Raw genomic sequence first — 24045 nt, 5'->3', positions numbered from 1 at the left:
GATGCGGAAGTTCCTCGCCGTCGGCTACCACGGCCCGGTCGATCCGGAGCTGGGACTGCGGATCGCCGACGTGGCCGTGGACTGGATCTCGGCCAAGCTGGCCGACGGCACCTTCGACTGCCTGTACTCGATGGCCGGCGGGGGCCGGCTGATCGTCGCCAACGTCGACGACGAGGAGACCCTGCTGGCGATGCTGCGCTCGGCACCGGACGCACCACGCGAGTGGACGTTCACCGAGCTGTTCGACGGCATCGAGGTCATCCGCAACTACGTCGCGTCCATGCGGCCGTAGTGCACGTTGCCGGGCGGTCCTCCGGGGCCGCCCGGCCTCTTTCTTTGAGGGAGCCAGCATTGAGTGACATGTGGGCGGCCCAGCTCGTTGCCCCGTCGACGTTCGCCGACGTGCGCGTCGCGGCACCTTCCCCGGCGGCGCTTGCACCGGGCGAGGTGCTGCTGCGGGTCCGGGCCGGCGCGATCTGCGGCAGCGACATGCCCCTGTTCAAGGGCGCCGTCCAGCTGCAGGGCGGGTTGGGCAACCACCCGGACGGCGCGCCACCCGGGCCGGGCTGCCCGATGCACGAGGTGGTCGGCGACGTGGTCGCCTCCCGCCACCCCGGCTTCGAGCCCGGCACCACCGCGGTCGGCTGGGCCCTGGGCCAGGACGCGCTCGCCGAGCTCGTCGTCACCGAAGGGGACTCGCTGGTGCCCGACGACGGCACGCTCCCGCCGGCGCACGCCGTGGTCGCGCAGCCCCTCGCGTGCGTCATCTACGCGGTCGAACGGATGGGGGACGTGACCGGGCAGCGGGTGGCCGTCCTCGGCCAGGGGCCGATCGGCATGCTGTTCAGCCACGTACTGAAGACCGCGGGCGCGGCCCACGTGGTCGGCGTCGACCGGGTCGACCGGTCGGCGCAGGCGCGGACGTTCGGGGTGGACGAGCCGGTGCGGGCCTCGTGCGACCGGTGGGTGGCCTCGCTCGCCCCGGCCGACCGGCCGCGGGTGGTGGTCGAGTCCATCGGGCACCAGGTCGGCACCCTCGGCTGCGCCGTCGACGCGGCCGCAGACGGCGGCCTGGTCTACTACTTCGGGGTGCCCGACGACCTGGTCTACCCGGTGCCGATGCACACGTTCTTCCGCAAGGACCTGACCCTGCGGGCCGGCACCACCAAGGACCGCGGACGGGTGCTGTGGCTGGCCCAGCGGTATCTGCGGGAGCACCCGTCGATCCTGGACGCCTACGTCACCGACCGGCTGCCGATGACCAGCGTCCAGGACGCCTACGACCGGGCCGCCGCGCCCCGGGCCGGTCAGCTCAAGGTGGTCGTCGAGGCGTGAATCGCATCCCGGGCGTCGAGCAGGGGCCGCAGGAACGCCGGCAGCTCCTCCGGTGTCCGCACGAACGCCAGGGGGTGCACGATGACGCAGTCGGCGCCGGCCTCCCACAGCGCCTGCGCCTCCTGCAGTACCGGCAGCGCACCGGCCTCCTCGGCGGTCCTGCCGTGCGTGACCAGCGTGGCGGCCGCGGTGACCGGGATCGTGGCCGGGTCCCGGCCGGCCCGCACGCACTCGGCGCGGATGGCGGCGACCGCGGCCCGCACCTCCTCGACCGGCATCGGCGCCGCCCACCACCCCAGGCCATGGCGCACCACCCGCTCGATCGCCCGCGGGGTGGGGTGGAAGCCGAACGACAGCCGCAGATCCGCGCCCTGCACGGGCACCGGCATGCTGTACAGGTCGGTGAAGTCCACCCGCTGCCCCGCGTGGGCCGCCGGTCCCCCGGCCCACAGTGCCCGGCAGACGGCGACCTGCTCCTCCAGGTAGCCGAAGCGGCGCTCGAACGGCCGCTCGGTGGCCCGGTACTCCTCCTCCTGCCAGCCCGCCCCGAGCCCGATGTCGAGCCGCCCGCCGCAGATGACGTCGAGCGTGGCGAGCTGCTTGGCCAGCAGCACGGCCGGGCGGATCGGCGCGATGAGGACGTTGGTGCCGAGCCGGGCCCGGGCGGTGACCCCGGCGACCGCGGCGAGGGCGGTCAGCGGCTCGAACCAGTTGGTGTCGATGGGGTACGGGAAGCCGACGGTCACCCGGTCGCGGTGGGCCTGTTCGCTGATCGTCACGTGGTCGGGCAGCACCAGCAGGTCCACGCCCATCCGGTCGGCCAGTCCGGCCGCTTCCAGGATGCCGGTGAAGCGGCCGCCGTACAGCTCGTCCACGCCCATCAGGTTGAAGCCCAGCCGAGCCATCGCATTCCCACTTCCACCCACGGAAACCGTTGGCAGCCAACGGGTTCCCGAACCAAGCAAGTGCTTGGTAGCTTACCTGTGCGGCTCGGGAAAACACCAGGCCGTGCGGCTCCGAGCGGGTCCACAGCAGACAGTTGCGGGAGGTTCTGATGACGAACGAGGACGCCGACCGGGCCGCCATCCGGGAGCTGGTGTGCCGGTACTGCCGGGGCGTCGACCGCCTCGACATGGAGCTGGTCCGCTCCTGCTACCACCCCGGCGCGATCGACCACCACACCGGCTTCGACGGCCCCGTCGAGGAGTACGTCACCTGGGTCGAGCCGAAGCTGCGCGGCTTCGACGGCACGATGCACCTGGTCGCCAACCACCTGGTCGAGTTCGCCGGAACCCGGGCCCTGTCGGAGACCTACGGCACCGCCGTGCACTGGGGCACCCCGTCGGACTCCGCGCAGCTGAACTTCACCAGCGGCTTCCGCTACATCGACCTGCTCGAGCAGCGCGACGGCGAGTGGCGCATCCTGGAACGCTACGCGTCGCGGGAATGGACCCGCTCGGAGGCCAACATGTTCGTCCCGCGCGAAGGCCCCGGCCCGGCCGGCCGCCGCGACCGGGACGACTACGTGTACCGACTCCGCACCGACCTGCTCGCCCCGTGAGCGATCGTCTGACCGGATCGACCTGCCGCAACCACGCCAACCGGCTCACGTCTGCGTAAACCGGCTCGCAGCGCATGCGCCGCCAGACGATCGTTGACTGCGCTACGCCCGCCCGAACAGATTGGATCCCGGCCCGTGTCCGCCGCCGTTTCCCAGACGCTGATCCTCGCCGAACGCGACTACATGTACGGCGCCGGGACCTTGCGGCTCCGCGTCGAGCGCGTGTCCACCCACCGGTTCATCCACGACAATGACACGTGGGTCATGGTCGAAGGGGCCGAGATCGGATGGGACGGGGCACCGCGCGACCTGCGCCAGGTGGCCGTCCGTGCGTCTGTGCTGAGCCGTTGATGCAACCCTGCGCGGCACCCGTCGATGCCCGGTACCCTGCTCAACAATGTATGTCCCAGATCGTTCGGAGCGGCCGATCAGCACGCGCTCGATGACCACCGCCGATGCCGACGAGGCGCGGGCCGCCATCAGCACGTACTTCTACCCGACCTTCCTCGACGTGCTCGGGCCCGCCGCCGATCTGTCGGCCCGGCTCGACCTGGTGGCGTCGGGGCCGGTGACGATCGGCGACATGCGCTTCGGTGTCGACGTGGGTATGCGGTTCGGCGAACTGGGCGCATACCACGTCGACCTGCCGTTGACCGGCGAGCTGTGGTGGCGGCAGGGCCGGCGGCCGGCGGTCGCCACGCCGGCCACCGCAGCGGTGTTCCAGCCCGTGGGTGACACCATTCTCGAGCGGTGGCATGCAGACTGCCGGCTGCTGGCCGTCAAGATCGATCGATGGGTCCTGCAAACGCAGCTGGCGAGCCTGCTCGACGCCCCCGTCCGAACCCCGGTCGCCCTGGACAGCGAGTTCGACGTATCGTCCGGCCCTGGCCGCACCTGGGCGGGGCTGGTGCGGGTCCTCGCAACGGAGTCCCGCGTCTCCGGCGGTCTGCTCGGTCAGGCCGGGCCGGCTGAGCACCTCCAGCAGAGCGTGATCGCCGGCCTGCTGGCGCTGGCGTCGCCGCAATACCGGGAAGCGGCTGGGCCGGGCATCCGTGGCTGGGCGCCCCGCACCGTCAAGCGCGTCGTCGAGGCGATGCACGCCCGTCCCGCGTACCCGTTCACGATGGCCGCGCTCGCCGAGATCGCCGGCGTCGGCGCCCGCGCGCTTCAGGATGCGTTCCGCAGTCACGTCGGGACACCACCGATGACGTACCTGCGCGAGCTGCGGCTGGCCAACGCACACCGGGAACTGCACCGCGCCGGGCCGGAGGAGACTACCGTTGCGCAGGTCGCCTACGCCGCCGGTTTCGCTCACCTGGGCCGGTTCGCCGCCGCCTACCGCGCCCGGTACGGCGTCCCGCCGTCACAGACCTTGCGCGGCTGAAGCCCGCGCTGGAACGTCCTGATCGGCTTGGACGGGATGGTCGTTTCGAACGCGCCGACGCCCTCATTCGTCGGGATCAGCGGGCGACATTGGTGTTGCGGACGGCGGCGGAAGCAGGTTTGTGGCGACGCCCGGCGAGATGCAGCCGTTGTCCTCGGCCACATCTGGTGCTGCCGGTAAGGGACCGGCCAGGAGGGCGTTCGGGCCGGCCAGCGCACCGACGGTTTCCGGTGCGGCGTCGATCACCTCGAACAACGGCAGGATGCCGGTGATCTGCAGCTTTTCGCGCAAGTACGGGTGCACCGCGGAGATGACCACTGGGATGCCGTTCCGGCGGCCGCCCAGGTACGCGGCGACGAGCGTGGTCATGCCGGTCGAGTCCATGAACGGCACCTGGGACAGGTCGATCCGGACTTCGCCGGCGCCGGCGGTCAGGACCTCGCGGAGGGCCTCACCGACGGCGGCGGCGTTGCGGAAGTCGATCTCTCCGACGGCCGCGACCGTGATCACCCCACCGGACGAACTGACCTCGACGCGTACTGTCATCGCGCACACCTCCGATCCCGACCGTGCCAGTACCATCCGTTTCTGGCACTGAAACTTGCCGAGCGGCAAATACCGATGACCGCCGAGGTTCATCGAACGGTTTCGGATGGGCGTGGGGTGCGGGCGTTCGCGGCGGGCGGTCAGGCGGCTGCCGTGACGGCCGCCGGCTCGTTGCTCCAGTCGATGGCGATCCCGTCGGGCGCCCGGTCGACGGTGATGGTGGCGCCGTCGAGGACGTCGCCGGTCAGCAGCGTGCGGGCGATGCGGGTTTCGATCTCGCGCTGCAGGAAGCGGCGCAGTGGGCGGGCGCCGAAGACCGGGTCGAACCCCGCTTCGGCGATGAAGCGTCGGGCCGCTTCGGTGACCTCGACGATGATCCGCCGGTCTGCGAGGCGGGCGCGGAGGTCGTCGAGGAGCAGGTCGACGATCTGCTCGATCTCCGGCAGGGTCAGCGGCTTGAACAGCACCGTCTCGTCGATGCGGTTGAGGAACTCCGGGCGGAAGTACTCGCGCAGCGCTGTCATGACCGCGGTGCGGGCCTGCTCGGTGAGCTGCCCGTCCGGGGTGACGCCCTGCAGGAGATGCTGCGATCCGAGGTTGCTGGTCATGATGATGACCGTGTTGCGGAAGTCGACGGTGCGGCCCTGCGCGTCGGTGAGCCGTCCGTCGTCGAGCAGCTGCAGCAGCGTGTTGAACACGTCAGGGTGGGCCTTCTCGATCTCGTCGAGCAGGATGACCGAGTAGGGCTTACGGCGCACCGCCTCGGTCAGCTGTCCGCCCTCCTCGTAGCCGACGTAGCCGGGCGGTGCTCCAACGAGCCGGGAAACGGTGTGCCGTTCCTGGTATTCGCTCATGTCGAGCCGGACAAGGTTGTCCTCGGTGTCGAACAGCGCCGCGGCGAGCGTCTTGGCCAGTTCGGTCTTGCCGACGCCGGTGGGGCCGAGGAACAGGAACGAGCCGATCGGGCGGCGCGGGTCCTTGATGCCGGAGCGGGCGCGGATAACGGCGTCGGCGACGAGCTGGACGGCCTCGTCCTGGCCGATGACGCGCTCGTGCAGGATGTCCTCCAGGCGCAGCAGCTTGTCCCGTTCGCCCTCCAGCAGCCGGCTGACCGGGATGCCGGTCCAGCGGGCCACGATCCCGGCGATCTCGTCGGGCGTGACGACCTCGCGTAGCAGCCGATGGCCGCCCTGCTTGGCGCTGAGCCGCTCCTCCTCGGCGCGGAGCCGGCGTTCCAGCTCCGGCAGCCTGCCCAGGCGCAGCTCCGCGGCGCGGTCCAGGTCGTAGCCGCGTTCGGCCGCCTCCGCTTCCCGCCGGATCCGCTCGGTCTCCTCGCGCAGGCTCTGCACCTTGCGGATCGCCTGGCGTTCGGCGTTCCACTGGGCGCGCATCGCGTCGACCTCGCCGCGCAGGTCGGTGATCTCCCGCCGGATCTGGTCCAGCCTGGCGGTGCTGGCCGGGTCGTCCTCCTTGGACAGCGCGGCATCTTCCATCTCCAGCCGCAGCAGGCGCCGGGAGGCCTCGTCGAGTTCGGCCGGCTGTGAGTCGATCTCGGTGCGCAGCATCGCGCAGGCCTCGTCGACGAGGTCGATGGCCTTGTCCGGCAGGAACCGGTCGGCGATGTACCGGTGGGACAGCTGGACCGCGGCGATGAGGGCGCCGTCCTGGATGCGCACGCCGTGGAACACCTCGAGGCGTTCGCGCAGCCCGCGCAGGATGGTGACCGCGTCGTCCGGGGTGGGTTCCTGCACCAGAATGGGCTGGACCCGGCGTTCGAACGCGGCGTCCTTCTCGATGTGCTTGCGGTACTCGTCGAGGGTGGTCGCCCCGATCATGCGCAGTTCGCCGCGGGCGAGCATCGGCTTGAGCATGTTGCCGGCGTCCATCGAACCCTCGGCGGCCCCGGCGCCCAGCACGGTGTGCAGCTCGTCGACGAACAGCAGGATCCGGCCCTGCGCGGCGGTCACCTCGGCAAGCACGGCCTTGAGCCGCTCCTCGAACTCGCCGCGGTACTTCGCCCCGGCCACCAGAGAGCCCATGTCCAGCGCGAAGACCGTCTTGTCGCGCAGCCCCTCCGGCACGTCGTTGTTGACGATCCGCTGGGCGAGGCCCTCGACGATCGCGGTCTTACCGACGCCTGGGTCGCCGATGAGGACGGGGTTGTTCTTCGTCTTGCGCGACACGATCTGCACGACGCGGCGGATCTCCTCATCGCGGCCGATGACCGGGTCGAGCCGGCCGGCGCGGGCGTCGGCGACGAGGTCCCGGCCGTACTTGGTGAGGGCCTCGTAGGCGGCCTCCGGGTTCGCGGAGGTGACCCGCTGCGCCCCACGCAGCTCGATGAGCTGGTTGAGCAGCCGCTCCCGGGTGACGCCGAGGTCGTGCAGCGCCCGGCCGGCGTCGGTGGAGCTGCCCTCGTCGACGAGCGCCAGGAGCAGGTGCTCGACGGAGATGTATTCGTCCTTGAGCCGGCCGGCCTCGCGTTCGGCGGCGTCGAGATCCGCGGCGAGCCGTCGGGTGACCGTCACCTGGCCGGGCTGCGCGCCGGGCCCGGTCACGCTCGGCCGGCGCCGCAGGTCGCGTTCGACGCGTTCGCGCAGCTGTTCGATGTCGACGCCCAAGCCGGTGAGCAGCCGCACCGTGACACCGTCGGACTGGTCGAGCAGGCCGAGCAGCAGGTGCTCGCCGTCGACTTCGGTGTGGCCGTGCCGCATCGCTTTCGTCTGGGCGTCGTGCAGCGCCTGCTGGGACTTCTCGGTGAGTCGGTTCATGTCCATGTCCGCCTCCTGAGTTGCGCCTCGAGTTCGTCGATGCGGGTGAGCAGGTCGAGCACGATGCCGACCGCCTCGTAGTTCAGTGGCAGGCCGGCGAGCAGCCGGCGGATCCGGGCGAGCCGGATGAGTTGCGTCTGGGCGAACCAGCGGTTGCCGAGTTCGTCGACGTACGGTTCGAGCAGGCCGAGCGCGACCAGTCGGGAGATCAGGTCCGGGTGCAGGCCGCCGGCGGCGGCGAACGCGTCGGCGGACAGGTAGGGGCGGCGCATCAGGGCGTACGTCATCGGTCACCTCGCGGGTTGTACGACGACACCGTCGCCAGTTCCTCGAACAGGCGCCGCTCGGCGTCGCTCAGCTGCGCCGGCACCATGATCCTTATCTCGGCGTAGAGGTCGCCGGGGGCGCCGCGCGGGTTCGGCAGGCCCCGGCCGCGCAGCCGCAGCCGCCGCCCGGACGACGTGCCTGGCGGGACGTCGACCCGCACGGCGCCGCCGGGCGTTTCGACCGGCACCGTGGCGCCAAGGGCCGCCTCCCACGGCGTCACCGGGGTTGCCACCGTGATGTCGCGGCCGCTGAGCTTGTACCGCGGGTGCGGCGCGATGTGCACCACCAGGTACAGGTCGCCGGACGGGCCGCCGCCGGCGCCGCCCGAGCCCTGCCCCGCGAGCCGGATCCGCTGCCCCTCGGTGACCCCGGCCGGGATGTTGACCTCGTACTCGCGGGTGCGGCCGCCGAGGGCGCCGGGCAGCGTGACCCGGCGCCGGCCGCCGTGGTAGGCGTCCTCGACACTGATGGTGATCTCGGCCTCGGTGTCGGCGCCGGGCACCGGCCCACGTCCGAAACGGTCGCCGCCACCGCCCGGCCTCCCGCCGAAGATGCTGCCGAGCAGGTCCTCGAGGTCGACCTCCTCACCGATGCCACCCCGACCGCCGAAGCCGGCGCCCCGACCGCCGAAGCCGGCGCCCTGACCGGGGAACCCGGCGCCCTGACCGGGGAACCCGGCGCCAGCCGACGCACGCTGCCGTGCCCCGGCGCGCTGGTCGACATCGTCGGGCACCTGCCGCCACTGTGCGCCGAACCGGTCGTACTTGCGGCGGCTCTTCGGATCCGAGAGCACGTCGTAGGCCTCGGTGATGTCTTTGAACCGGTCCTCGGAGCCTGGCTCCTTGTTGACGTCCGGATGGTTGCGGCGGGCCAGCGTGCGGTACGCGCGTTGGATCTCCTCCGCCGTCGCAGTCCGCGGGACGCCGAGAACCTCGTAGAAGTCGCGCCGGTCAGCCGCCATCGGAGCCCCGATCCGCGTCCGCCCCCTCGGCACCCCCGCCGCCGGCGCGGGCCACGGCCACCACGGCCGGGCGCAGCAGGAGCGTGCCGCCGCCGTAGCCCGGGCGGATGACCCGCACGATCGTGCCGGCCGGTACGCCCGGCTCATCGACCGCTTCGGCCGCCTCGTGCCGGGCCGGGTCGAAGGGCTCACCGACCGCGCCGACCGGGCCGAAGCCGAGTCGGGCCAGGACATCCCCGGCCTGGTCCCTGACCTGCGCCACGCCCTGCACGATCGCCTCGGGGTCCGCGCCGGCGTGACGCAGCGCGAGATCGAGGTTGTCCAGCACCGGCAGCCACGCCGCGGCGACCCGCTGCCGCTCGGCGGCGACCCGCTCGGCGGCTGTCCGCTCGGCCCGCTTGCGGGCGTTGTCCGCGTCGGCGATCGCCCGCTGCGCCCGCTCCCGCACCTCGGCCAGCGCCGGGTCCTCCGGCCGGGCCGCCCCCTCAGCATCGGGCCGGGGCGCCTGTCGGGCCGGGTCATCGGCGGCGGTCCTGGTCCGCTCGCCGTTCGGCTCGGCCATGGCTCACCCTCCGCTGAAGTCGGCGTCGATGACGTCATCGGCCGGAGCCGACCCGCCGGACTGCCCAGCGGTCTGCCCTGCTTCCTGGCCCGCGGTCTGTCCCCCACCGGCCTGCTGCTGCGCGGAGGACTGCAGCGCGAACAGGATCTGCTGGAGGTCGTAGGTCAGGCTCTGCACCCGATTCATCGGCGCCTGCCCGTCAACGGCCTGCCGGGCCTCCTGCACGAGCATGTCGGCGCGGGCCCGCTCATGTTCGGGGACCTGATCGCCGAGTTCGTCGAGGCGGCGCTGCACCTGGTGCGCGACGCTGTCGAGCTCGTTGCGGGCGTCGATCTCCTGACGCGCCTGCTGGTCCGCGGCGCGGTGCTGCTCGGCTTCGCGCACCATCCGCTCGACCTCGCCCTTGTCCAGCGTACCGCTCTCGGTGACGGTGATCTTCTGCTCAGCGCCGGTGTCCTTGTCCTTCGCGGACACGTTGAGGATGCCGTTGGCGTCGATGTCGTAGGTGACCTCGACCTGCGGTTCACCGCGCGGCGCGGGGCGGATGTTCTCCAGCCGCATCCGGCCCAGGACCCGGTTGTCGGCGGCGCGTTCCCGCTCGCCCTGCAGCACCACCACGTCGACGGCGGGCTGGTTGTCCTGCGCCGTGGAGAACGTCTCGGTGCGGCGGGTCGGGATCGTCGTGTTCCGGTCGATGATCTTCGTCATCAGCCCGCCGAGGGTCTCCACCCCCAGCGACAGCGGGGTGACGTCAAGCAGCACGACGTCGCGGACGTCGCCCTTGAGCACGCCGGCCTGGATCGCGGCGCCGAGCGCGACGACCTCGTCCGGGTTCACCGTCATGTTGGGGTCCTTGCCACCGGTGAGCCGGCGGACCAGCGCCTGCACCGCCGGCATCCGGGTCGCGCCGCCGACGAGGATGACCTCGTCGAGGTCGTCGGCCTTGACGCCGGCGTCGCTCATCGCCTGCCGCACCGGGCCGTTGGTGCGCTCCAGCAGATCGTGGGTGAGCTCCTCGAACGTCGAGCGGGTGACCGTCGCCGTGAGGTGCTTCGGGCCGGACGCGTCGGCGGTGATGAACGGCAGGTTCACTTGGGCCTGCGTCACCGACGACAGCTCGATCTTCGCCCGCTCGGCGGCCTCGGTGAGCCGCTGCAGCGCCTGCGGGTCCTGGCGCAGGTCGATGCCCTGCTCCTTGCGGAACCCGTCGGCGAGGTGGTCGACCAGGCGGTGGTCGAAGTTGTCGCCACCCAGGTGCGTGTCGCCGGACGTGGAGCGGACCTCGACCACACCGTCGCCGACGTCGAGGATGCTCACGTCGAACGTGCCACCGCCGAGGTCGAACACGAGCACCGTCTCGTGGCCCTTCTTGTCCAGGCCGTAGGCCAGCGCCGCAGCGGTCGGCTCGTTGATGATCCGCAGCACCTCGAGGCCTGCGATCCGGCCGGCGTCCTTGGTGGCCTGCCGCTGGGCGTCGTTGAAGTACGCCGGGACGGTGACGACGGCCTCGGTGACCTTCTCGCCGAGGTACTTCGCCGCGTCGTCGGCGAGCTTGCGCAGGATCTGTGCGGAGACCTCCTCCGGCGAGACCTGCTTGCCCCGGATGTCGAACCGGACCGCCCCGTCGGGCCCGGGTACGACGTCGTACGTGACCGTCCTGGCCTCTTCGGTGATCTCGTCGAACTTCCGGCCGATGAACCGCTTCGCGGAGTACACAGTGCCCTTGGGATTCAGCACCGACTGCCGCCTGGCGAGCTGACCGACGAGCCGCTCACCGGTGTCGGTGTACGCGACGACCGACGGCGTGGTCCGGCTACCCTCCGCATTCGGCACGACGGTCGGCTGGCCACCCTCGAACGCAGCGATCACCGAGTTGGTCGTGCCGAGATCGATACCTACAGCTCTTGCCATGACCGGCTCCTTTCGGGATACGGCTGGTGCATCGCTGAAAGCCTGTCGTGCTCGCAGTCGGGCGACTTCCTCCGACGCAGCTGACTGATGCTCTGACCCACCCGCCGCGCGGGCACGGCTCGCTGCAGCGGGTCTGAGGTCGCCGACGAGCGCCTCGGCCCGGTCTCCGGCCCGTGAGCACCCCGGCTGCGTGACGTCGCGCCACGTCGGCCGAGGTGCCCTCGCGCCGTGCCTTCACACCATGTCGATGCACGTCGGCAGTACGGCCCGGTCAGCTCCGCTGGCCCGGGTTCTGCCCGCCTCGCTGAGGGCCGCCGGACTGCTGCGAGCCGGACTGCTGGGTGCCGCGCTGCGCCGCCTGCTGCTGGCCCGTGGCGGACTGGCCCGTCTGCTGCTGGCCCGTCTGCTGCTGGCCCGTCTGCTGCTGACCCGTCTGCTGCTGACCCTGTCGCTGGCGGCCCTGCTGGTCTCCCTGCTGGTCGCCCTGCGCCTGGATCTCGATCCGGCGCGGCTGCGCGTTCCTGGTCTTCGGGACCGTCACCGTGAGCACGCCGTTGCTGTAGGCGGCCTGCACCCGGTCGCTGTCGATGTCGCTGGGCAGGTCGATCATGTACTCGAACTCGCCGGTCTGACGGCCCTGGCGGCGTACGACGCCGCCGCGGCTGCGCTCCTCGAACGCACCGGAGATTCGCAGCTCCTCGCCGCGCATCTCGAGATTGACGTCCTCCGGGTTCACGTTGGGCAGGTCGACGTCGACGACGTAGGCGTCCTCGGTCTCCTCTACGTCGACCGGCGGCGACCAGCCGGCCGATCCGCCGATCCCAGCTTCACCGCTGATGAGCGACTGGATGAGTTGACCGAACCTGCTGTTGAGCTCGTCCACCTCGCGGCGTGGGTCCCAGCGGTACGCCGGCGTGCCAGCCAGCAGCCCGCCGCGGCGCTGCCGGGACGAGAAGGGTGCGAGTGTCATCGTGATCGGTTTCCTTTCCGAGCGCGAATCCTGGCGTTTCCCCAACCGTTGTTCGGACGCAGATGAATCCACGTCGCTTGTCCCGGATGACCGCCGGGCCGGTGCTTCGACGAGTGTCGTCAGGCATCACCGCCCATGCGAATCCGACCCGGTCGCGGTCTGCCTCGCGAGCCACGACCGCGGCGCGGGCGATCCACCTCACCGGACGAGGACGATGCGGTTCTCGACGGCGGTCACGCCCGGCGCCGACCAGGCGACCCGTTCGGCCTCCTCCCGCTCGGCCCACGACCGGACCTGACCGGTGAGCACGACCTTGTCGTTGCGCACGTCGACGTTCACGTGCTCGGCGTCGGTCTCGGCGCTGCGGACCAGTGCCTCCTGGATCCGCGTGCGCAGGTCTTTCGGCGACGGCAGCACCTGCGGACGCGGACGTACCGAGAGGAGATTGGTCACTCCGCGCACACCGGGCAGCTTGTCGACGGCGCGTTGCGCGGCCCTGCGCTGATGCTCCCACTCGACCTCGCCACGCAGCGTGACCCAGCCGTTGGATACCGTCACCTCGACATGCTCGATCGGGATGAACGCATCCCATTCCAAGGCGCGGACGGCTGACGCGGCGATCTCGGAGTCCGGCAGTTGCGCCGCGATCGGCAACCGGACCTCGATGTCGTTGGCGACCGCCCTCACCCCGCGGATTCGGTGCACCGCACGCTCGGCGGCCAATTTCTTCGGGTAGCTGTCGACCCATCCGGCCAATGTCACCACGCCGTCGTGTACCCCGACCGCTATGGCGTTGGGCTGCAGGCGGGAATCCCACCGCAGTTCCTCCGTCACGTCCCGCTCGATGTCGGCATCTGCGCGCGTGAAGGTTGCGGTACTCATGTCTGCTCCTTCCGTGCCGCTGCTCGGGGTACCCCTCCTTCCGTCGGACCACGTTCAACGCTTCTTCGACCTGACCGGCGCGGTACCACCCGATCGGAGTGACGTGGGCGGCAATCCCAACTGGCATCACGACAGCGGGAGCGCGATCCGAGCCCCTGCGATGGGGTCGGCACGGGCGCCGGCGACTACGTGAGGGTGGCGGCGGTGTGGTCGGCCGCACGACCGGTGCTTTGCAGGTGCTTCCACACCAGCTGTACTGCCGCGGCGCCTTCGCCCACGGCGGAGGCGACCCGCTTGATCGACCCGCTGCGCACATCACCTGCGGCGAACACGCCGGGCCGGCTCGTCTGCAGCAGAGGCCGTCCCTGCGGGCCCGGCGCGGCACTGTCCGGGCCGGTGAGGATGAAGCCGTCCTCGTCGGTCGTAACCTGGCCGGCCAGCCAATCGGTGCACGGCTGTGCGCCGATGAAGACGAACAGCGCACGGGCGGGAATCTCCTGGCGTTGCCCGGTGCGATCGTCCTGGACCACGAGCCGTTCGAGGGTGTCGCCGCCCAGCAGCTCCCGCACCTCGGTACGGAGGTGCGTCGCAATGCCCGGTGTCGTCTCGATCCGATCAACCAGGTAGCGCGACATGGTCTCGCCGAGGTCCCTGCAGCGGGCCAGCAGGTGCACGACCCGTGTGTACCTCGACAGGAACAGCGCCGCCTGGCCCGCCGAGTTCCCACCGCCCACGACCGCGACCGGGTCGTCGCGGCAGAACAAGGCCTCCGACAGGGTCGCCGCGTAGTACACGCTGCTCGCTTCGAACTCTTCGAACCGCGCAACATCGAGCTTGCGATACCGGGCACCGGTCGCGATCAGGACGGTCCGGGCCGTGACCTCACCGCCGTTGTCGAGCGCGATGACATAGTTGCCTTCCCGTTCCTGCAGCCCGCACGCCCGAGCAGGCACACTGAACGTGGCGCCGAACTTCTCCGCCTGCACGACCGCCCGCTCGGCCAGTTCCCCGCCGGATATCCCGGCGGGAAAGCCGGGATAGTTCTCGATCCGCGACGATCGGCCGGCCTGACCGCCGGCGGCGAACTCATCGAGGGCGACCGTCACCAGCCCCTCCGACGCGCCATAGACGGCGGCGGCGAGACCCGCCGGGCCCGCCCCGACGACGGCGAGATCGCACACCGTGACGCCAGGTCCGGGTGCCGGCAGGCCGATCGCCTGTGCCAGCTCCGCGTTGCTCGGGTTCCGCAGCACCTGCCCGGACGGGCAGATCACCACCGGGGTCTGCTCCGGCCGCACATGCAATTCGCGCAGCAGCGTCTCGGCGTCCTGATCCTTCTCCAGGTCGACCCACTGGTAGGGGATGCGGTTGCGAGCGGCGAACTCGCGCAGCCGGCGGCTGTCCGGCGAGAAGCGGGATCCGATGATCCGCAGCCCGGCGCCGCGGCCGATGAGCAGGGACCGGCGGCTCAGATACGCCTTCAGGATCAGGTCACCCAGGGTGGAGTCCTGCGCGACAACAACCTTGAGGCGGTCGACCGGCACCCTGAGGACCTCGCCGGGCTCGCGCACCTGCGAAGTACAGAAGGCCGCCTGGCCGGTGAGCAGGCTCAGCTCCCCCAGAAACCGTTTGGGGCCGTGCACGCTGATGACGCGTTCGTCGCCGCCGAACCCTTCGACATCGGCCACCTTGCCGGCGAGCACCACGAAGAAGTCGTAGTGCTCCTCGCCCTCCCGGATGAGTACCTCGCCGGTCTGCGTATCGTGGCGTTGCCCCTCCGCGGCCAGAGCCTGGATGTGGGCGTCCTCCAGGCGCGGATAGGCTCCGTCGCGGTCCGGCGTTTCGACCAGCATGTTCGAATCCACCCCCTGAAAGCAGGAATGCGAGCTACCCGAAGCGTCGCTCGCAAACCCTCGTTCCGCGTCAGAGGTCCGGGTGCATGATCACCTTGGTCCAGCCGCGCTCGCGCTTGTCGAAGTGCTCGTAGCCCTCCGGGGCCCGGTGCAGCGGCAGCTCGTGCGACACGATGTACGACGGCCGTGCCTTGTCCTGCATGATGAGGTTGAGCAGCGGCCGGTCGTATGTCTTGACGTTGCACTGCCCGGTGGCCATTGTCTGGCCCTTGGTCCAGAACGTGCCGTAGTCGAAGGCGACCTTCCCCTGCTTGTACAGCTGATCGGGGCTGCCGGGGTCCTCGGGTGTGTAGACGCCGACGACGCCGATCGTGCCGGCGAACTTGACGGTCTGCACGAGGGCGTTCACCGTCATCTCCGGATGCTCCCGCCCCGACGGGTCGTGGGCCTGGTAGCCGACGCACTCACAGCCGCGGTCCGCGCCGAGGCCGTCCGTCTCCTCCATCACCCGATCCACCACGGACTCCTTGGCGGCGTCGATCGGGATCGCGCCGATCTTCGCGGCGAGTTCCAGACGGTCCTGATGATGATCGACCACCATGATCTTCGCAGCGTTCTTGATCGTCGCCGAGAGGGCGGCCATCTGACCCACCGGCCCGGCGCCGTAGATCACCACCGAGTCGCCTGGCTGCACGCAGGCGAGCTGTGTCGCGTGCCAGCCGGTCGGGAAGATGTCGGCCAGCATCACGTAGTCGCGCTGCCGGTCCCGGTCGCGGGCGTTCTCCGGCAGCACGAGGCAGTTGAAGTCTGCGAAGGGTACCCGCAGCATCTCGGCCTGCCCGCCGTTGTACGGGCCCATGCCGGCGAAGCCGTACGCGGCGCCGGCCATGTCCGGATCCGGGTTCGTCCGCAGGCAGAATGCGGTGAGGCCGTGCTCGCAGTTCGCGCAGTGCCCACAGGAGATGTTGAACGGCAGGCACACCATGTCACCGACGCGGACCTTGTCGACGCCCGCGCCCACCTCGACGACCTCGCCGAGGTTCTCGTGGCCGAGGATCCGACCGGTCTCCATGTCGGTGCGGCCCTCGAACATGTGCAGGTCCGAACCGCAGATGTTGGTGGTGGTGATCCGGACCAGCACATCCTGCGGGTGCTCGATGCGCGGGTCCGGCACGTCCTTGACCGCGACGCTGCGCGGTCCCTCATATACGACTGCTTTCATGACCGCGCACTACCCAGCCGGTGGATATTGAACTGACCTGCCGGGCGAAGCCAAGGGGCAGGCGAACCGCTGGACGTGGTCGGCAATGATCTCCAGGCATCCAGGTGATGCTTCGACGTTGCGCAGGAGCTGGCTTCAGAGCAGAAGGTTGAATGTCCGCAGCGCCCGTTCCCAGTGTGCGGTCTGCGGGTTCTTCAGTTCCGGATCCATGATCTTGAAGGTACGCGCGAGCGCGACGCTCAGGCCGCCGACGATGTCCGGCAGGCGATGCTCGGCGTCGTCGCCGAGTGCCAGGTCCAGCGGCGGCCGGGCGGTGAGCGTGTCCAGGATGGGGCGCAGCTCGATCTCCTCGTCCAGCTTCCGGAACTCGTGGATGCGCTCCTGCAGGCCCTTCGTCACCGGTATGTCGTAGGCCGCGATGACGTCGCGACCGTTCGCCTTCGCCTTCGCCTGTGCGATCAGCAGCAGGTCGTAGACCTTCTCATCGACGAAGTCTCCGTAGCGTTTGAGGTCGTTCTTGTCCATGTCCAGGCTCGCCGCCGCCCGGAAGAAGCGCTCAAACCGATCAATGGCCACCACTGGCATCCCGGTACCTCCCGTTCTGTCGAGTTGTCGGGTGCTACCCGCAATCGGGCCGCGCATGCCGGCACGTCAGCGGCTGAGCGCGTCGTCGCCTGCCTCCAGCAGCGCACGCGGGTGGTCGTACACGCGGACCGCACCGGCCTCCTGCAGCTCGGCGGCGCTGATGCCGCCACAGGTCAGGCCGATACAAGGGATGGCGAGCGCGGCGGCGGCGTGCACGTCCCAGACGGAGTCGCCGACGAACACCACCTCTTGCGGAGAGAGTCCGGTCCGGGCGAGCGCGACCTGGATGGCGTCCGGTGCCGGCTTGCTCGCGCCCGCGTCGTCGAGCGACGTGGCGGTGTCCACGACGTCGTGGGCGTCGAGGGCGACCAGCATGATGTCCAGCTCGGCCCGGGACGCGGAAGAGGCGATCACGGCGCGCATCCCGCGCTCGTCGACGGCCTGGAGCAGTTCGCGCGCGCCGGGCGTGGCACGCACCCGCCACCAGTACTGGGCGTACAGGCTGGTGTGTGCGGCGCGGATGTTGTCGTCGTCGTACCGGTCGTGGCCGGGTCCGAGCAGATGGTCGACGATCCGGTCGGCACCCATCCCGATGGCTCGATGGATCCTCGCCATCTCGACGTCGCGTTGATACTGGCGGAACGCCTGCCACCACGACACCGTGTGCAGATACAAGGTGTCCACGAGCGTGCCGTCCAGATCGAAAAGCACTCCGCTGGTCATGGTGCCGGACTACCCGGACGGGCGACGGCCATGTCAGGCCACCGTGCCGCTTCCGTTCACGTCCTGAACGCCCGCAACCCGATCGAGGCGTACCGGAAGCTCCTCATCAAGCTCCTCATCCGTGATCACTGGAGCCGGCGCCATGCGCGAACGACACCGACTCCGGGCCATGGACCGGGGCGGCCTGCCGCTCCAGCCGGCGCAGCGCCCGGCGCAGGTCGCTCAGCAGCAGCCCGGCCAGATCGTGGCTGAATCCGTTGCGCACCACGATGCGCAGCACCGCCAGGTCGGTACGGCGCTCGGGGAACGTGTACGCCGGCACGATCCAGCCGCTCTCACGCAGCGCCAACGAGACGTCGAACACGCTGTACGCGGTGACGTCCTCGCGCAGCGTGACCGCCAGCACCGGCAGCTCGTCACCCCTGGTGAGCACCCGGAACGGCCCCAGCCCGGCGATCCGGTCGGCAAGGGTCGTCGCGACGTCCCGGCTGTAGAGCTGCACTCTGCGATACCCGTCGAAGCCGAGGCGCAGGAAGTTGTAGTACTGCGCGACGACCTGCGAGCCAGGACGGGAGAACGTGAGCGCGAACGTCGGCATCTCGCCACCCAGGTAGTTGACCCGGAACACCAGATCCTCCGGCAGTGCGGCGGCGGCGCGCCAGACCACCCAGCCGAGACCCGGACAGACAAGGCCGTACTTGTGCCCGGACACGTTGATCGAGGCGACCCTGGGCAGCCGGAAGTCCCAGTCCAGGTCCGGGTCGCAGAACGGCGCGATCATCCCGCCGGACGCCGCGTCGACGTGCACCGGGATGTCCCATCCGGTGCGCCCGTGCAACTCGTCCAGGGCGGCGCAGATGTCCGCGACCGGCTCGTAGCTGCCGTCGAAAGTGGAGCCCAGGATCACCACCACGCCGATGGTGTTCTCGTCGCAGTGCTCCACCGTCGCGGGCCCCGACAGATGGAACCGATCCCCCTCCATCGGTACCAGCCGAGCGTCCACATCCCAGTAGTTGGCGAACTTCTGCCAGCAGACCTGGGTGTTGATGCCCATCACGATGTTCGGCCGCTCGGTCGGCAGTCCGGCGGCCTGGCGCGCGTGCTGCCAGCGGCGCTTGAGGGCCAGCCCACCGAGCATGCACGCCTCGCTCGAACCGGACGTCGAACAGCCGGGTGCCTGCCCTGCGTCGGGGGCATGCCAGAGCCCGGCCAGCATCCGTACGCAACGGGTCTCGAGGTCGGCGGTGCGCGGGTACTCGTCGCGGTCGATCATGTTCTTGGTCAGGCTTTCGGTCGCCAGCCGAGTGGCCTCAGGCTCCATCCAGGTGGTGACGAACGTGGCGAGGTTGAGCCGCGGGTTGCCGTCGAGCAGCAGCTCGTCGTGGACCAACTGGTAAGCGACCTGTGGGTCGAGCTCGGTGCGCGGCAGCCGGTCCCGCGGGATCCGGACCGGCTCCCTGGTGAACAGCGGGTTCACCGAGAGCTCCGGTCGCGGGGCCTTCAGGTCGTACTCGGGGTGTGACGACATGTCCTGGCCTCCTGTTCGCTCCTGCGCTCTCGCTTCAGCGCTGCAGTGCCACATCGATCGCGAGCAGTGCGTTGGTCACGGCGGACTGTATGCCGGGCAGATCGAACCCGGCAGTTGCCGACATCTCGACAACTTCCCGCAGGCGCTCACCCACCTGGCCGTCATCAACGCGGTCTTCCACGTCATCCGCCACGACGAGGCACGTCCCTGATCGCCGCCCTCACCCGATCGGACGACGACCGGGGCAATGTGCCGGTCGGCGCATCGCAGTGCGTCGAGCATGCGCCGGTATGCGGCGTCGTTGCGGGTGACCGCCGTCCGCCTCGCTCCTTCAGTCGGTGCCGCGATCCGTCAGGGCATCACGGCAGCGAGTTGCTTGGGCATGTTGCCCTTGACGTCCGCCCACTCGGCCGTGGTGCCGAAGCGCTTCAACGCGTTGAGCACGACGGTGATGACGCGTTCGATGCCGCCCTCCACCTCGAACGGGAACTCCTGCCGCACCCGCGCCTCGAACTCCGCGCGGTGCATCTTCACCGGCACCCGGCTGGGATCCCAGCCGTCGTAGTAGATGCCGCGCACCAGCATCGGTAGTTGCGCAGCGAGTTGTGCAGACTCGTCGACCGGAAGGCGGTCGCGCAGGGCGTGCAGCACCGCTCTGAGCGCGGCGTACGACCGGTTGCGCCGGGTCCTGGGCCACCCGAACTCACGCTCGATGTCGTGCAGCAACCGGTTCGTCTTGTCCACGGTGGCGTCGAATGAGTCGTAACCTGTACCGCCGCTCATCTGGTCCTCCTCCGATAGGTAGGAGCGTGCACTACCCTGCCGGTGCACGGCCATGCAGACGGCACGGCCCGCTCAGCTCCGGCGCTCATCGATGACCTCGTCCGGCTGGTAGAGGTACGCCGCCTCCCGGACCGACTCATCGCTCTCCAGGCCGGCGCCGAGTGCGCCGCCGATCGTGGCCACCGAGCACGCCAACCAGGCGATGTCCAGGAAATCACCGGTGCCGGCCGGACGGCCGAGCGCGTCGGTCAAGCCGGCCTCGGGCACCAGCAGCAGGACGCCGCCGAGCGCCAGGACGAACAGCGCCAGATACAGGGCGAGGACGCCGATCACCACGGTCAGCAGGGTGACCATGTTGAACAGGATCACCTGTTGCCCTGCGGGTGACCTGCGCGCTGCGCCCGATGGTGTGCGTTCCCACAGCGAGGCGCCCACGATGATGGTCACCACGACCGCGAGCACCGCACCGGCGCTGAGCAGGACCAGCCGCATTTGGCTGTACTCCACCGCGAGCCGCCAGATGTCGCTGGTGACCAGTGCGAAAACCTCGGCGGTGATCGCCGCGACGAGCGCCCTTGACAGCCCGATCGTCAGCCGCCACGGCCGGTTGGCGCGCAGCATGCCGAGCAGGAGACGCAGATTTCCGGTCACCACGCCGGCGACCAGGCCGATGCCGCCGTGGTCGGCCGGTGCCGGGCCGCCGAACTGGCGGGCGGTGTGCTCGTCGTCACCGGCGAGCAGGGCCGTCACGAGCCGGACGGTCGTCTCGCGCGCACGGCTGGCGACCGCGATCGGGCCGAGTGCCGGAACTGACAGGACCGCGACCGAATGGGTGGCGCTGGCATGCGCGACAACCGGCCGCCGGGACGTCTGCAACGGCAGGTCGGTCAAGCACACCGTGAGCTGCCAGCCCTCGTGCAACATGCGGCGGCGGGCGGCGTCGATCAGCTGGGTGAGGTCAGCCGGGCGGTCGACAAGCCGGTCGATGATGACGCGAACGGTCCACGCAACGCCCGGCGAACTCCTGGCGAGCATGTCCGGGAGCTGGTCGACGACCTGGCCGGCCAGGTCCGCGGCCGGTCCGGGCGACGCGACCAGCCCGACGATCACCGTGGGCTGCCCGGCCTCGGGTCCGCTGATGCGTTCGCCCGCGGCGCCGGGGTGATCAGCGGACGCCCGCAAGGGTCGCCTCGGCCCATTGCCGCAACGCAGGCGCGGGCGCGGCACCGGACTTGCGCGCGAGGACCTTCCCGTCGTGCATGATCAACAGTGTCGGCACCGCCTTCACGTCAAAGCGGTGCGACAGCGTCGGAGCGGCGTCCACGTCGACCTTGACAAGCTTTACCTTGCCGGCGAGGTCCCGGGCGACCTGCTCCAGGGCGGGAGTGACCATGCGGCACGGCCCGCACCAGGTCGCCCACAGGTCGACCACCACCGGGAGGGCCGACTGCTCGGCCACCGCGGCGAACGTGGTGTCGGTCGCGTCGGCGATCCACGGCAGGGGTTGATGGCAGTTGCCGCACCGCGGGACGCCTGGGGACGCCCCGGGGACGCGGTTCCTGCGCCCGCAGTGCGAGCAGACGACGATCTCACCGCTCATGCGCCGCGCCTACCCGCAGCCGTGGCCGTCATGCACCGGCCCGGTGCTCGTCATGCGACTCCCGTCAGGCGACTCCCGATGAGGTGATCGAGGTCAGAGCACCTCGAGCGGAGCCGGGCCGTCCGGCGGCGGGAACGCGCGGTCCAGGTCGGTGAAGTCCTCGGCGGTGAGTCGCACGTCCAGCGCGGCACGGTTCTCCGCGGTGTGTTCCGGGTGGGCGGCCTTCGGGATCGTGGTGATGCCGTCCTGGCGGATCACCCACGCCAGCGCCACCTGTCCCGGGGTGACGCCGTGCCGCTCGGCGACGGCGATGACCGCCGGGTGGCGCAGAACGGTCCCCCGATGGTCGAACGGCGCGTAGGCCATGACGGTCAGCCCGGAGCGCTGGCACGCCGGCAGCAGATCCCACTCGATGCCGCGACGGGCCAGGTTGTACAGCACCTGATCGGCCTGCGCGGCGTGCCCGTCGGGCACCGCGGTGACCTCCAGCAGGTCGGTGGTGTCGAAGTTGCTGACCCCCCAGAACCGGATCTTGCCCTGCTGCTGCAACAGCGTGAACGCCTCGACCGTCTCCTCGACGGGAACCGGGCCGGGCCAGTGCAGCAGGTACAGGTCGACGTGATCGGTCCGCAGCCGGTGCAGGCTACGCTCGCAGGCCTCGATCGCGCCCGCCCGATCGGCGTGCTCCGGCAGGACCTTCGTCACCAGGAACACATCGTCGCGGCGGTCGAAGACCGCGTCACCGACGAGCCGTTCGGCGGCGCCGTCGCCGTACATCTCGGCGGTGTCGATGAGGGTCATCTCCAGGTCGAGGCCCAGCCGCAGCGCGGTGAGCTCCTCGTCGCGGCGCATCGGGTCCTCACCGAGGCCCCAGGTCCCCTGTCCCAGCACGGGAATCTGTTCACTGGCCGGCAGGTCCACCATCCGCATGCTCAACGTCTTCATGGCAGCGCACTACCTCGGCCTCGGGCGGGCAAACTCCCCGGGTGGTTCAGGCGGTGCTCGCAGGGTAGCCAATCGGGGTCCCCGACCCCGCTGCGCGAGGAGTACCCCGTGTCCACGTCCTCCGCTGTCCGGCACAGCCCGATCGCCACCGTCAACCCCTACAACAACCAGCTCGTCCGTGAGTTCCCGCCGATGAGCCGGGAGGCCGTCGACGACGCGGCGCAGCACGCGCACCACGCATTCCAGTCCTGGCGCCGGGTCGGCGTCGACGAACGGGCCGCCCTGCTCGGCCGGGCGGCCCGGCTGCTCCGCGAGCGTGGCGAGGAGCTGGCCCAGCTGGTGACACTGGAGATGGGCAAGCTCATCGGGCACAGCCGCGCCGAGATGGACCTGTCCGCGAGGATCCTGCAGTACTGCGCCGATGAGGGGCCCGGGCTGCTCGCCGACGAGCCGTTGGAGGTCGACGGCGGGTCGGCCAGTGTTGTCAACGATCCCCTGGGCGTGATCGTGGGCGCCCAGCCGTGGAACTTCCCGGTGTACCAGGTGGTGCGGTTCGCCGGACCGAATCTGGTGCTGGGCAACACGATCCTGCTCAAGCATGCGAGCAACACCCCGCAGTCGGCGCTCGCCATGCAGCGGCTGTTCAGCGACGCGGGGATACCGCAGGGGGTGTACACCAACCTGCTGATCACCGGCTCCGAGGTCGATCGCGTCGTGGAACTCGACGTCGTGCGCGGCGCGTCGCTGACCGGCAGCGAGCACGGCGGCGCCAGCGTCGGGGCCGCCGCCGGGCGCAGCATGAAGAAGAGCGTCCTGGAACTGGGCGGCAGCGATCCGTTCGTCGTTCTCGACGGCGACAATCTCGAGCACACCGTCGATGCGGCCATGGCGGGACGCATGCACAACATGGGACAGAGCTGCGTGAGCGCGAAACGGATGATCGTGCTGTCCGGTGCGTTCGACCGGTTCGTGACCGCGCTCGCCCAGCGTATGCGCGCGCTGCAGCCCGGCGATCCCGCCGACGAGGCCACCACGCTGGCGCCGTTGTCCTCGGAGCGGGCCGCCGAGAAGCTGTCGGACCAGGTCCTCGATGCCCTCGACAAGGGCGCCATCGCGGTCGTCGGTGGCGGGCGGGTCGATCGCCCCGGCGCATTCATGCAACCCACGATCCTCGTCGGTGTCACCCCGACGATGCGCGCCTTCCATGAGGAACTGTTCGGGCCGGTCGCCGTCGTTCATCAGGTGGACAGCGACGACGAGGCGGTCGCGCTCGCCAACGACTCACCCTACGGCCTCGGCGGTGCCGTGTTCGGCAGCGATCTGGCACGGGCCCGGTCGGTCGCACGCCGGATCGACAGCGGGATGGTGTGGATCAACCACCCGACGTCGTCCGAGCCGCACCTGCCCTTCGGCGGCATCAAACTGTCCGGGTACGGACGGGAGCTGTCCTGCATCGGCTTCAAGGAGTTCGCCAACCGGAAGCTGGTCGTGACCATGCCCGCGGACACGCCCATCACCGACGCGCTCGGCTGACGGGCGCCGCTCATACAGGTCAGGACTTCGACGTGGACACCATCAATGATGGTCATCGGCATC

25 protein-coding genes are annotated in these 24045 nt (G+C 70.3%); 6 read left to right on the top strand and 19 right to left on the bottom strand.

From position 1 onward, the window contains the following. Position 1: 1 nt before the first annotated feature. Positions 2-292: a hypothetical protein gene (locus AB0K00_RS09880; protein ID WP_363518135.1), complete on the top strand. Its 291-nt coding sequence runs from the start codon at positions 2-4 to the stop codon at positions 290-292. Between the two features lie 68 nt (positions 293-360). Continuing rightward, a complete protein-coding gene (locus AB0K00_RS09875; RefSeq protein ID WP_363518334.1) occupies positions 361-1335 on the top strand; it encodes a zinc-binding dehydrogenase in 975 nt (324 codons plus the stop codon). On the opposite strand, the gene AB0K00_RS09870 is transcribed toward AB0K00_RS09875, so the two are convergent. Next, positions 1308-2240: a TIGR03619 family F420-dependent LLM class oxidoreductase gene (locus AB0K00_RS09870; protein ID WP_363518133.1), complete on the bottom strand. Its 933-nt coding sequence runs from the start codon at positions 2238-2240 to the stop codon at positions 1308-1310. The two genes, AB0K00_RS09875 and AB0K00_RS09870, sit on opposite strands and share 28 nt — an antisense overlap. Before the next feature lie 149 nt (positions 2241-2389). Here AB0K00_RS09870 and AB0K00_RS09865 point away from each other — a divergent pair, with 149 nt between their 5' ends. The 3 genes from AB0K00_RS09865 (at position 2390) to AB0K00_RS09855 (ending at position 4280) form a co-directional block, all read left to right on the top strand. Continuing rightward, entirely contained in the window at positions 2390-2896 is a 507-nt protein-coding gene (locus AB0K00_RS09865; protein ID WP_363518131.1) for a nuclear transport factor 2 family protein, read from the top strand. A 135-nt stretch (positions 2897-3031) separates the two neighbouring features. Next, on the top strand, positions 3032-3247 hold the full coding sequence (locus AB0K00_RS09860; protein ID WP_363518129.1) for a hypothetical protein: 216 nt from the start codon (positions 3032-3034) through the stop codon (positions 3245-3247). 91 nt (positions 3248-3338) lie between these two features. Next, positions 3339-4280 carry an AraC family transcriptional regulator gene (locus AB0K00_RS09855; RefSeq protein ID WP_363518127.1) on the top strand — a complete coding sequence of 314 codons (942 nt, stop codon included), beginning with the start codon at positions 3339-3341 and terminating at the stop codon, positions 4278-4280. Between the two features lie 63 nt (positions 4281-4343). Here the strand turns inward: AB0K00_RS09855 and AB0K00_RS09850 are convergent, their stop codons facing one another. The 18 genes from AB0K00_RS09850 to AB0K00_RS09765 all read right to left on the bottom strand — a co-directional run bounded on the left by AB0K00_RS09850 (position 4344) and on the right by AB0K00_RS09765 (position 22449). Then, positions 4344-4919 carry an STAS domain-containing protein gene (locus AB0K00_RS09850; RefSeq protein WP_363518125.1) on the bottom strand — a complete coding sequence of 192 codons (576 nt, stop codon included), beginning with the start codon at positions 4917-4919 and terminating at the stop codon, positions 4344-4346. Between the two features lie 47 nt (positions 4920-4966). Then, the gene (gene clpB, locus AB0K00_RS09845; protein ID WP_363518123.1) at positions 4967-7603 is read right to left on the bottom strand and encodes an ATP-dependent chaperone ClpB; all 2637 of its coding nucleotides are present in this window, start codon (positions 7601-7603) and stop codon (positions 4967-4969) included. Beyond that, entirely contained in the window at positions 7594-7884 is a 291-nt protein-coding gene (locus tag AB0K00_RS09840; RefSeq protein ID WP_363518121.1) for a chaperone modulator CbpM, read from the bottom strand. Before AB0K00_RS09840 ends, clpB begins: the two co-directional genes overlap by 10 nt. Next, positions 7881-8885 (bottom strand): J domain-containing protein, encoded by a 1005-nt coding sequence (locus AB0K00_RS09835; protein ID WP_363518119.1) that lies wholly within the window; start codon positions 8883-8885, stop codon positions 7881-7883. Before AB0K00_RS09835 ends, AB0K00_RS09840 begins: the two co-directional genes overlap by 4 nt. Next, a complete protein-coding gene (locus AB0K00_RS09830) occupies positions 8875-9447 on the bottom strand; it encodes a nucleotide exchange factor GrpE (protein WP_363518117.1) in 573 nt (190 codons plus the stop codon). The genes AB0K00_RS09835 and AB0K00_RS09830 overlap by 11 nt, the downstream gene beginning before the upstream one ends. A 3-nt stretch (positions 9448-9450) precedes the next feature. Then, complete coding sequence (dnaK, locus tag AB0K00_RS09825; protein ID WP_363518115.1) at positions 9451-11358, bottom strand: molecular chaperone DnaK; 1908 nt, start codon at positions 11356-11358, stop codon at positions 9451-9453. Positions 11359-11629: 271 nt separating this feature from the next. Next, positions 11630-12328: an Hsp20/alpha crystallin family protein gene (locus AB0K00_RS09820; protein WP_363518113.1), complete on the bottom strand. Its 699-nt coding sequence runs from the start codon at positions 12326-12328 to the stop codon at positions 11630-11632. A gap of 198 nt (positions 12329-12526) precedes the next feature. Further along, the gene (locus tag AB0K00_RS09815) at positions 12527-13210 is read right to left on the bottom strand and encodes a BON domain-containing protein (protein WP_363518111.1); all 684 of its coding nucleotides are present in this window, start codon (positions 13208-13210) and stop codon (positions 12527-12529) included. Positions 13211-13395: 185 nt separating this feature from the next. Beyond that, positions 13396-15063, bottom strand: a complete 1668-nt coding sequence (locus AB0K00_RS09810; protein ID WP_363518109.1) for an FAD-dependent oxidoreductase — start codon at positions 15061-15063, stop codon at positions 13396-13398. A 70-nt stretch (positions 15064-15133) separates the two neighbouring features. After that, on the bottom strand, positions 15134-16285 hold the full coding sequence (locus AB0K00_RS09805; protein ID WP_363518107.1) for a glutathione-independent formaldehyde dehydrogenase: 1152 nt from the start codon (positions 16283-16285) through the stop codon (positions 15134-15136). Between the two features lie 135 nt (positions 16286-16420). Next, positions 16421-16927: a DUF1931 family protein gene (locus AB0K00_RS09800; protein ID WP_363518105.1), complete on the bottom strand. Its 507-nt coding sequence runs from the start codon at positions 16925-16927 to the stop codon at positions 16421-16423. Positions 16928-16936: 9 nt separating this feature from the next. After that, on the bottom strand, positions 16937-17581 hold the full coding sequence (locus tag AB0K00_RS09795) for an HAD family hydrolase (protein ID WP_363518104.1): 645 nt from the start codon (positions 17579-17581) through the stop codon (positions 16937-16939). Positions 17582-17708: 127 nt separating this feature from the next. Further along, entirely contained in the window at positions 17709-19121 is a 1413-nt protein-coding gene (locus AB0K00_RS09790; protein ID WP_363518102.1) for a glutamate decarboxylase, read from the bottom strand. Positions 19122-19155: 34 nt separating this feature from the next. Further along, positions 19156-19314: a hypothetical protein gene (locus AB0K00_RS09785; RefSeq protein WP_363518100.1), complete on the bottom strand. Its 159-nt coding sequence runs from the start codon at positions 19312-19314 to the stop codon at positions 19156-19158. A 158-nt stretch (positions 19315-19472) separates the two neighbouring features. Then, on the bottom strand, positions 19473-19904 hold the full coding sequence (locus tag AB0K00_RS09780) for a DUF2267 domain-containing protein (protein WP_363518098.1): 432 nt from the start codon (positions 19902-19904) through the stop codon (positions 19473-19475). A gap of 72 nt (positions 19905-19976) precedes the next feature. Continuing rightward, positions 19977-21086 carry a hypothetical protein gene (locus AB0K00_RS09775; protein WP_363518096.1) on the bottom strand — a complete coding sequence of 370 codons (1110 nt, stop codon included), beginning with the start codon at positions 21084-21086 and terminating at the stop codon, positions 19977-19979. After that, a complete protein-coding gene (gene trxA, locus AB0K00_RS09770; RefSeq protein ID WP_363518094.1) occupies positions 21070-21504 on the bottom strand; it encodes a thioredoxin in 435 nt (144 codons plus the stop codon). The genes AB0K00_RS09775 and trxA overlap by 17 nt, the downstream gene beginning before the upstream one ends. Positions 21505-21597: 93 nt before the next feature. Next, positions 21598-22449, bottom strand: coding sequence for an aldo/keto reductase (locus AB0K00_RS09765; RefSeq protein WP_363518092.1), 852 nt, complete (start codon positions 22447-22449; stop codon positions 21598-21600). Between the two features lie 108 nt (positions 22450-22557). Between AB0K00_RS09765 and AB0K00_RS09760 the strand changes: the two genes are divergently transcribed. Continuing rightward, entirely contained in the window at positions 22558-23982 is a 1425-nt protein-coding gene (locus AB0K00_RS09760; RefSeq protein WP_363518090.1) for an NAD-dependent succinate-semialdehyde dehydrogenase, read from the top strand. Positions 23983-24045: the final 63 nt, after the last annotated feature.

This window comes from Dactylosporangium sp. NPDC049525 (genome assembly GCF_040676755.1).
Lineage (GTDB): Bacteria > Actinomycetota > Actinomycetes > Mycobacteriales > Micromonosporaceae > Dactylosporangium.
Note: the sequence above shows the minus strand (reverse complement) of the source record. Positions and strands in the feature narration are given on the sequence as shown.

Coding starts and splice junctions, on each gene's coding strand:
- dnaK (WP_363518115.1), bottom strand. CDS start 11,358: ATGGCAAGAGCTGTAGGTATCGATCTCGGCACGACCAACTCGGTGATC.
- AB0K00_RS09805 (WP_363518107.1), bottom strand. CDS start 16,285: ATGAAAGCAGTCGTATATGAGGGACCGCGCAGCGTCGCGGTCAAGGAC.
- AB0K00_RS09820 (WP_363518113.1), bottom strand. CDS start 12,328: ATGACACTCGCACCCTTCTCGTCCCGGCAGCGCCGCGGCGGGCTGCTG.
- AB0K00_RS09830 (WP_363518117.1), bottom strand. CDS start 9,447: ATGGCCGAGCCGAACGGCGAGCGGACCAGGACCGCCGCCGATGACCCG.
- AB0K00_RS09870 (WP_363518133.1), bottom strand. CDS start 2,240: ATGGCTCGGCTGGGCTTCAACCTGATGGGCGTGGACGAGCTGTACGGC.
- AB0K00_RS09810 (WP_363518109.1), bottom strand. CDS start 15,063: ATGCTGGTCGAAACGCCGGACCGCGACGGAGCCTATCCGCGCCTGGAG.
- clpB (WP_363518123.1), bottom strand. CDS start 7,603: ATGGACATGAACCGACTCACCGAGAAGTCCCAGCAGGCGCTGCACGAC.
- AB0K00_RS09815 (WP_363518111.1), bottom strand. CDS start 13,210: ATGAGTACCGCAACCTTCACGCGCGCAGATGCCGACATCGAGCGGGAC.
- AB0K00_RS09865 (WP_363518131.1), top strand. CDS start 2,390: ATGACGAACGAGGACGCCGACCGGGCCGCCATCCGGGAGCTGGTGTGC.
- AB0K00_RS09855 (WP_363518127.1), top strand. CDS start 3,339: ATGACCACCGCCGATGCCGACGAGGCGCGGGCCGCCATCAGCACGTAC.
- AB0K00_RS09780 (WP_363518098.1), bottom strand. CDS start 19,904: ATGAGCGGCGGTACAGGTTACGACTCATTCGACGCCACCGTGGACAAG.
- AB0K00_RS09875 (WP_363518334.1), top strand. CDS start 361: ATGTGGGCGGCCCAGCTCGTTGCCCCGTCGACGTTCGCCGACGTGCGC.
- AB0K00_RS09800 (WP_363518105.1), bottom strand. CDS start 16,927: ATGCGCGGCCCGATTGCGGGTAGCACCCGACAACTCGACAGAACGGGA.
- AB0K00_RS09850 (WP_363518125.1), bottom strand. CDS start 4,919: ATGAACCTCGGCGGTCATCGGTATTTGCCGCTCGGCAAGTTTCAGTGC.
- AB0K00_RS09835 (WP_363518119.1), bottom strand. CDS start 8,885: ATGGCGGCTGACCGGCGCGACTTCTACGAGGTTCTCGGCGTCCCGCGG.
- AB0K00_RS09840 (WP_363518121.1), bottom strand. CDS start 7,884: ATGACGTACGCCCTGATGCGCCGCCCCTACCTGTCCGCCGACGCGTTC.
- AB0K00_RS09790 (WP_363518102.1), bottom strand. CDS start 19,121: ATGTCGTCACACCCCGAGTACGACCTGAAGGCCCCGCGACCGGAGCTC.
- AB0K00_RS09880 (WP_363518135.1), top strand. CDS start 2: ATGCGGAAGTTCCTCGCCGTCGGCTACCACGGCCCGGTCGATCCGGAG.
- AB0K00_RS09765 (WP_363518092.1), bottom strand. CDS start 22,449: ATGAAGACGTTGAGCATGCGGATGGTGGACCTGCCGGCCAGTGAACAG.
- trxA (WP_363518094.1), bottom strand. CDS start 21,504: ATGAGCGGTGAGATCGTCGTCTGCTCGCACTGCGGGCGCAGGAACCGC.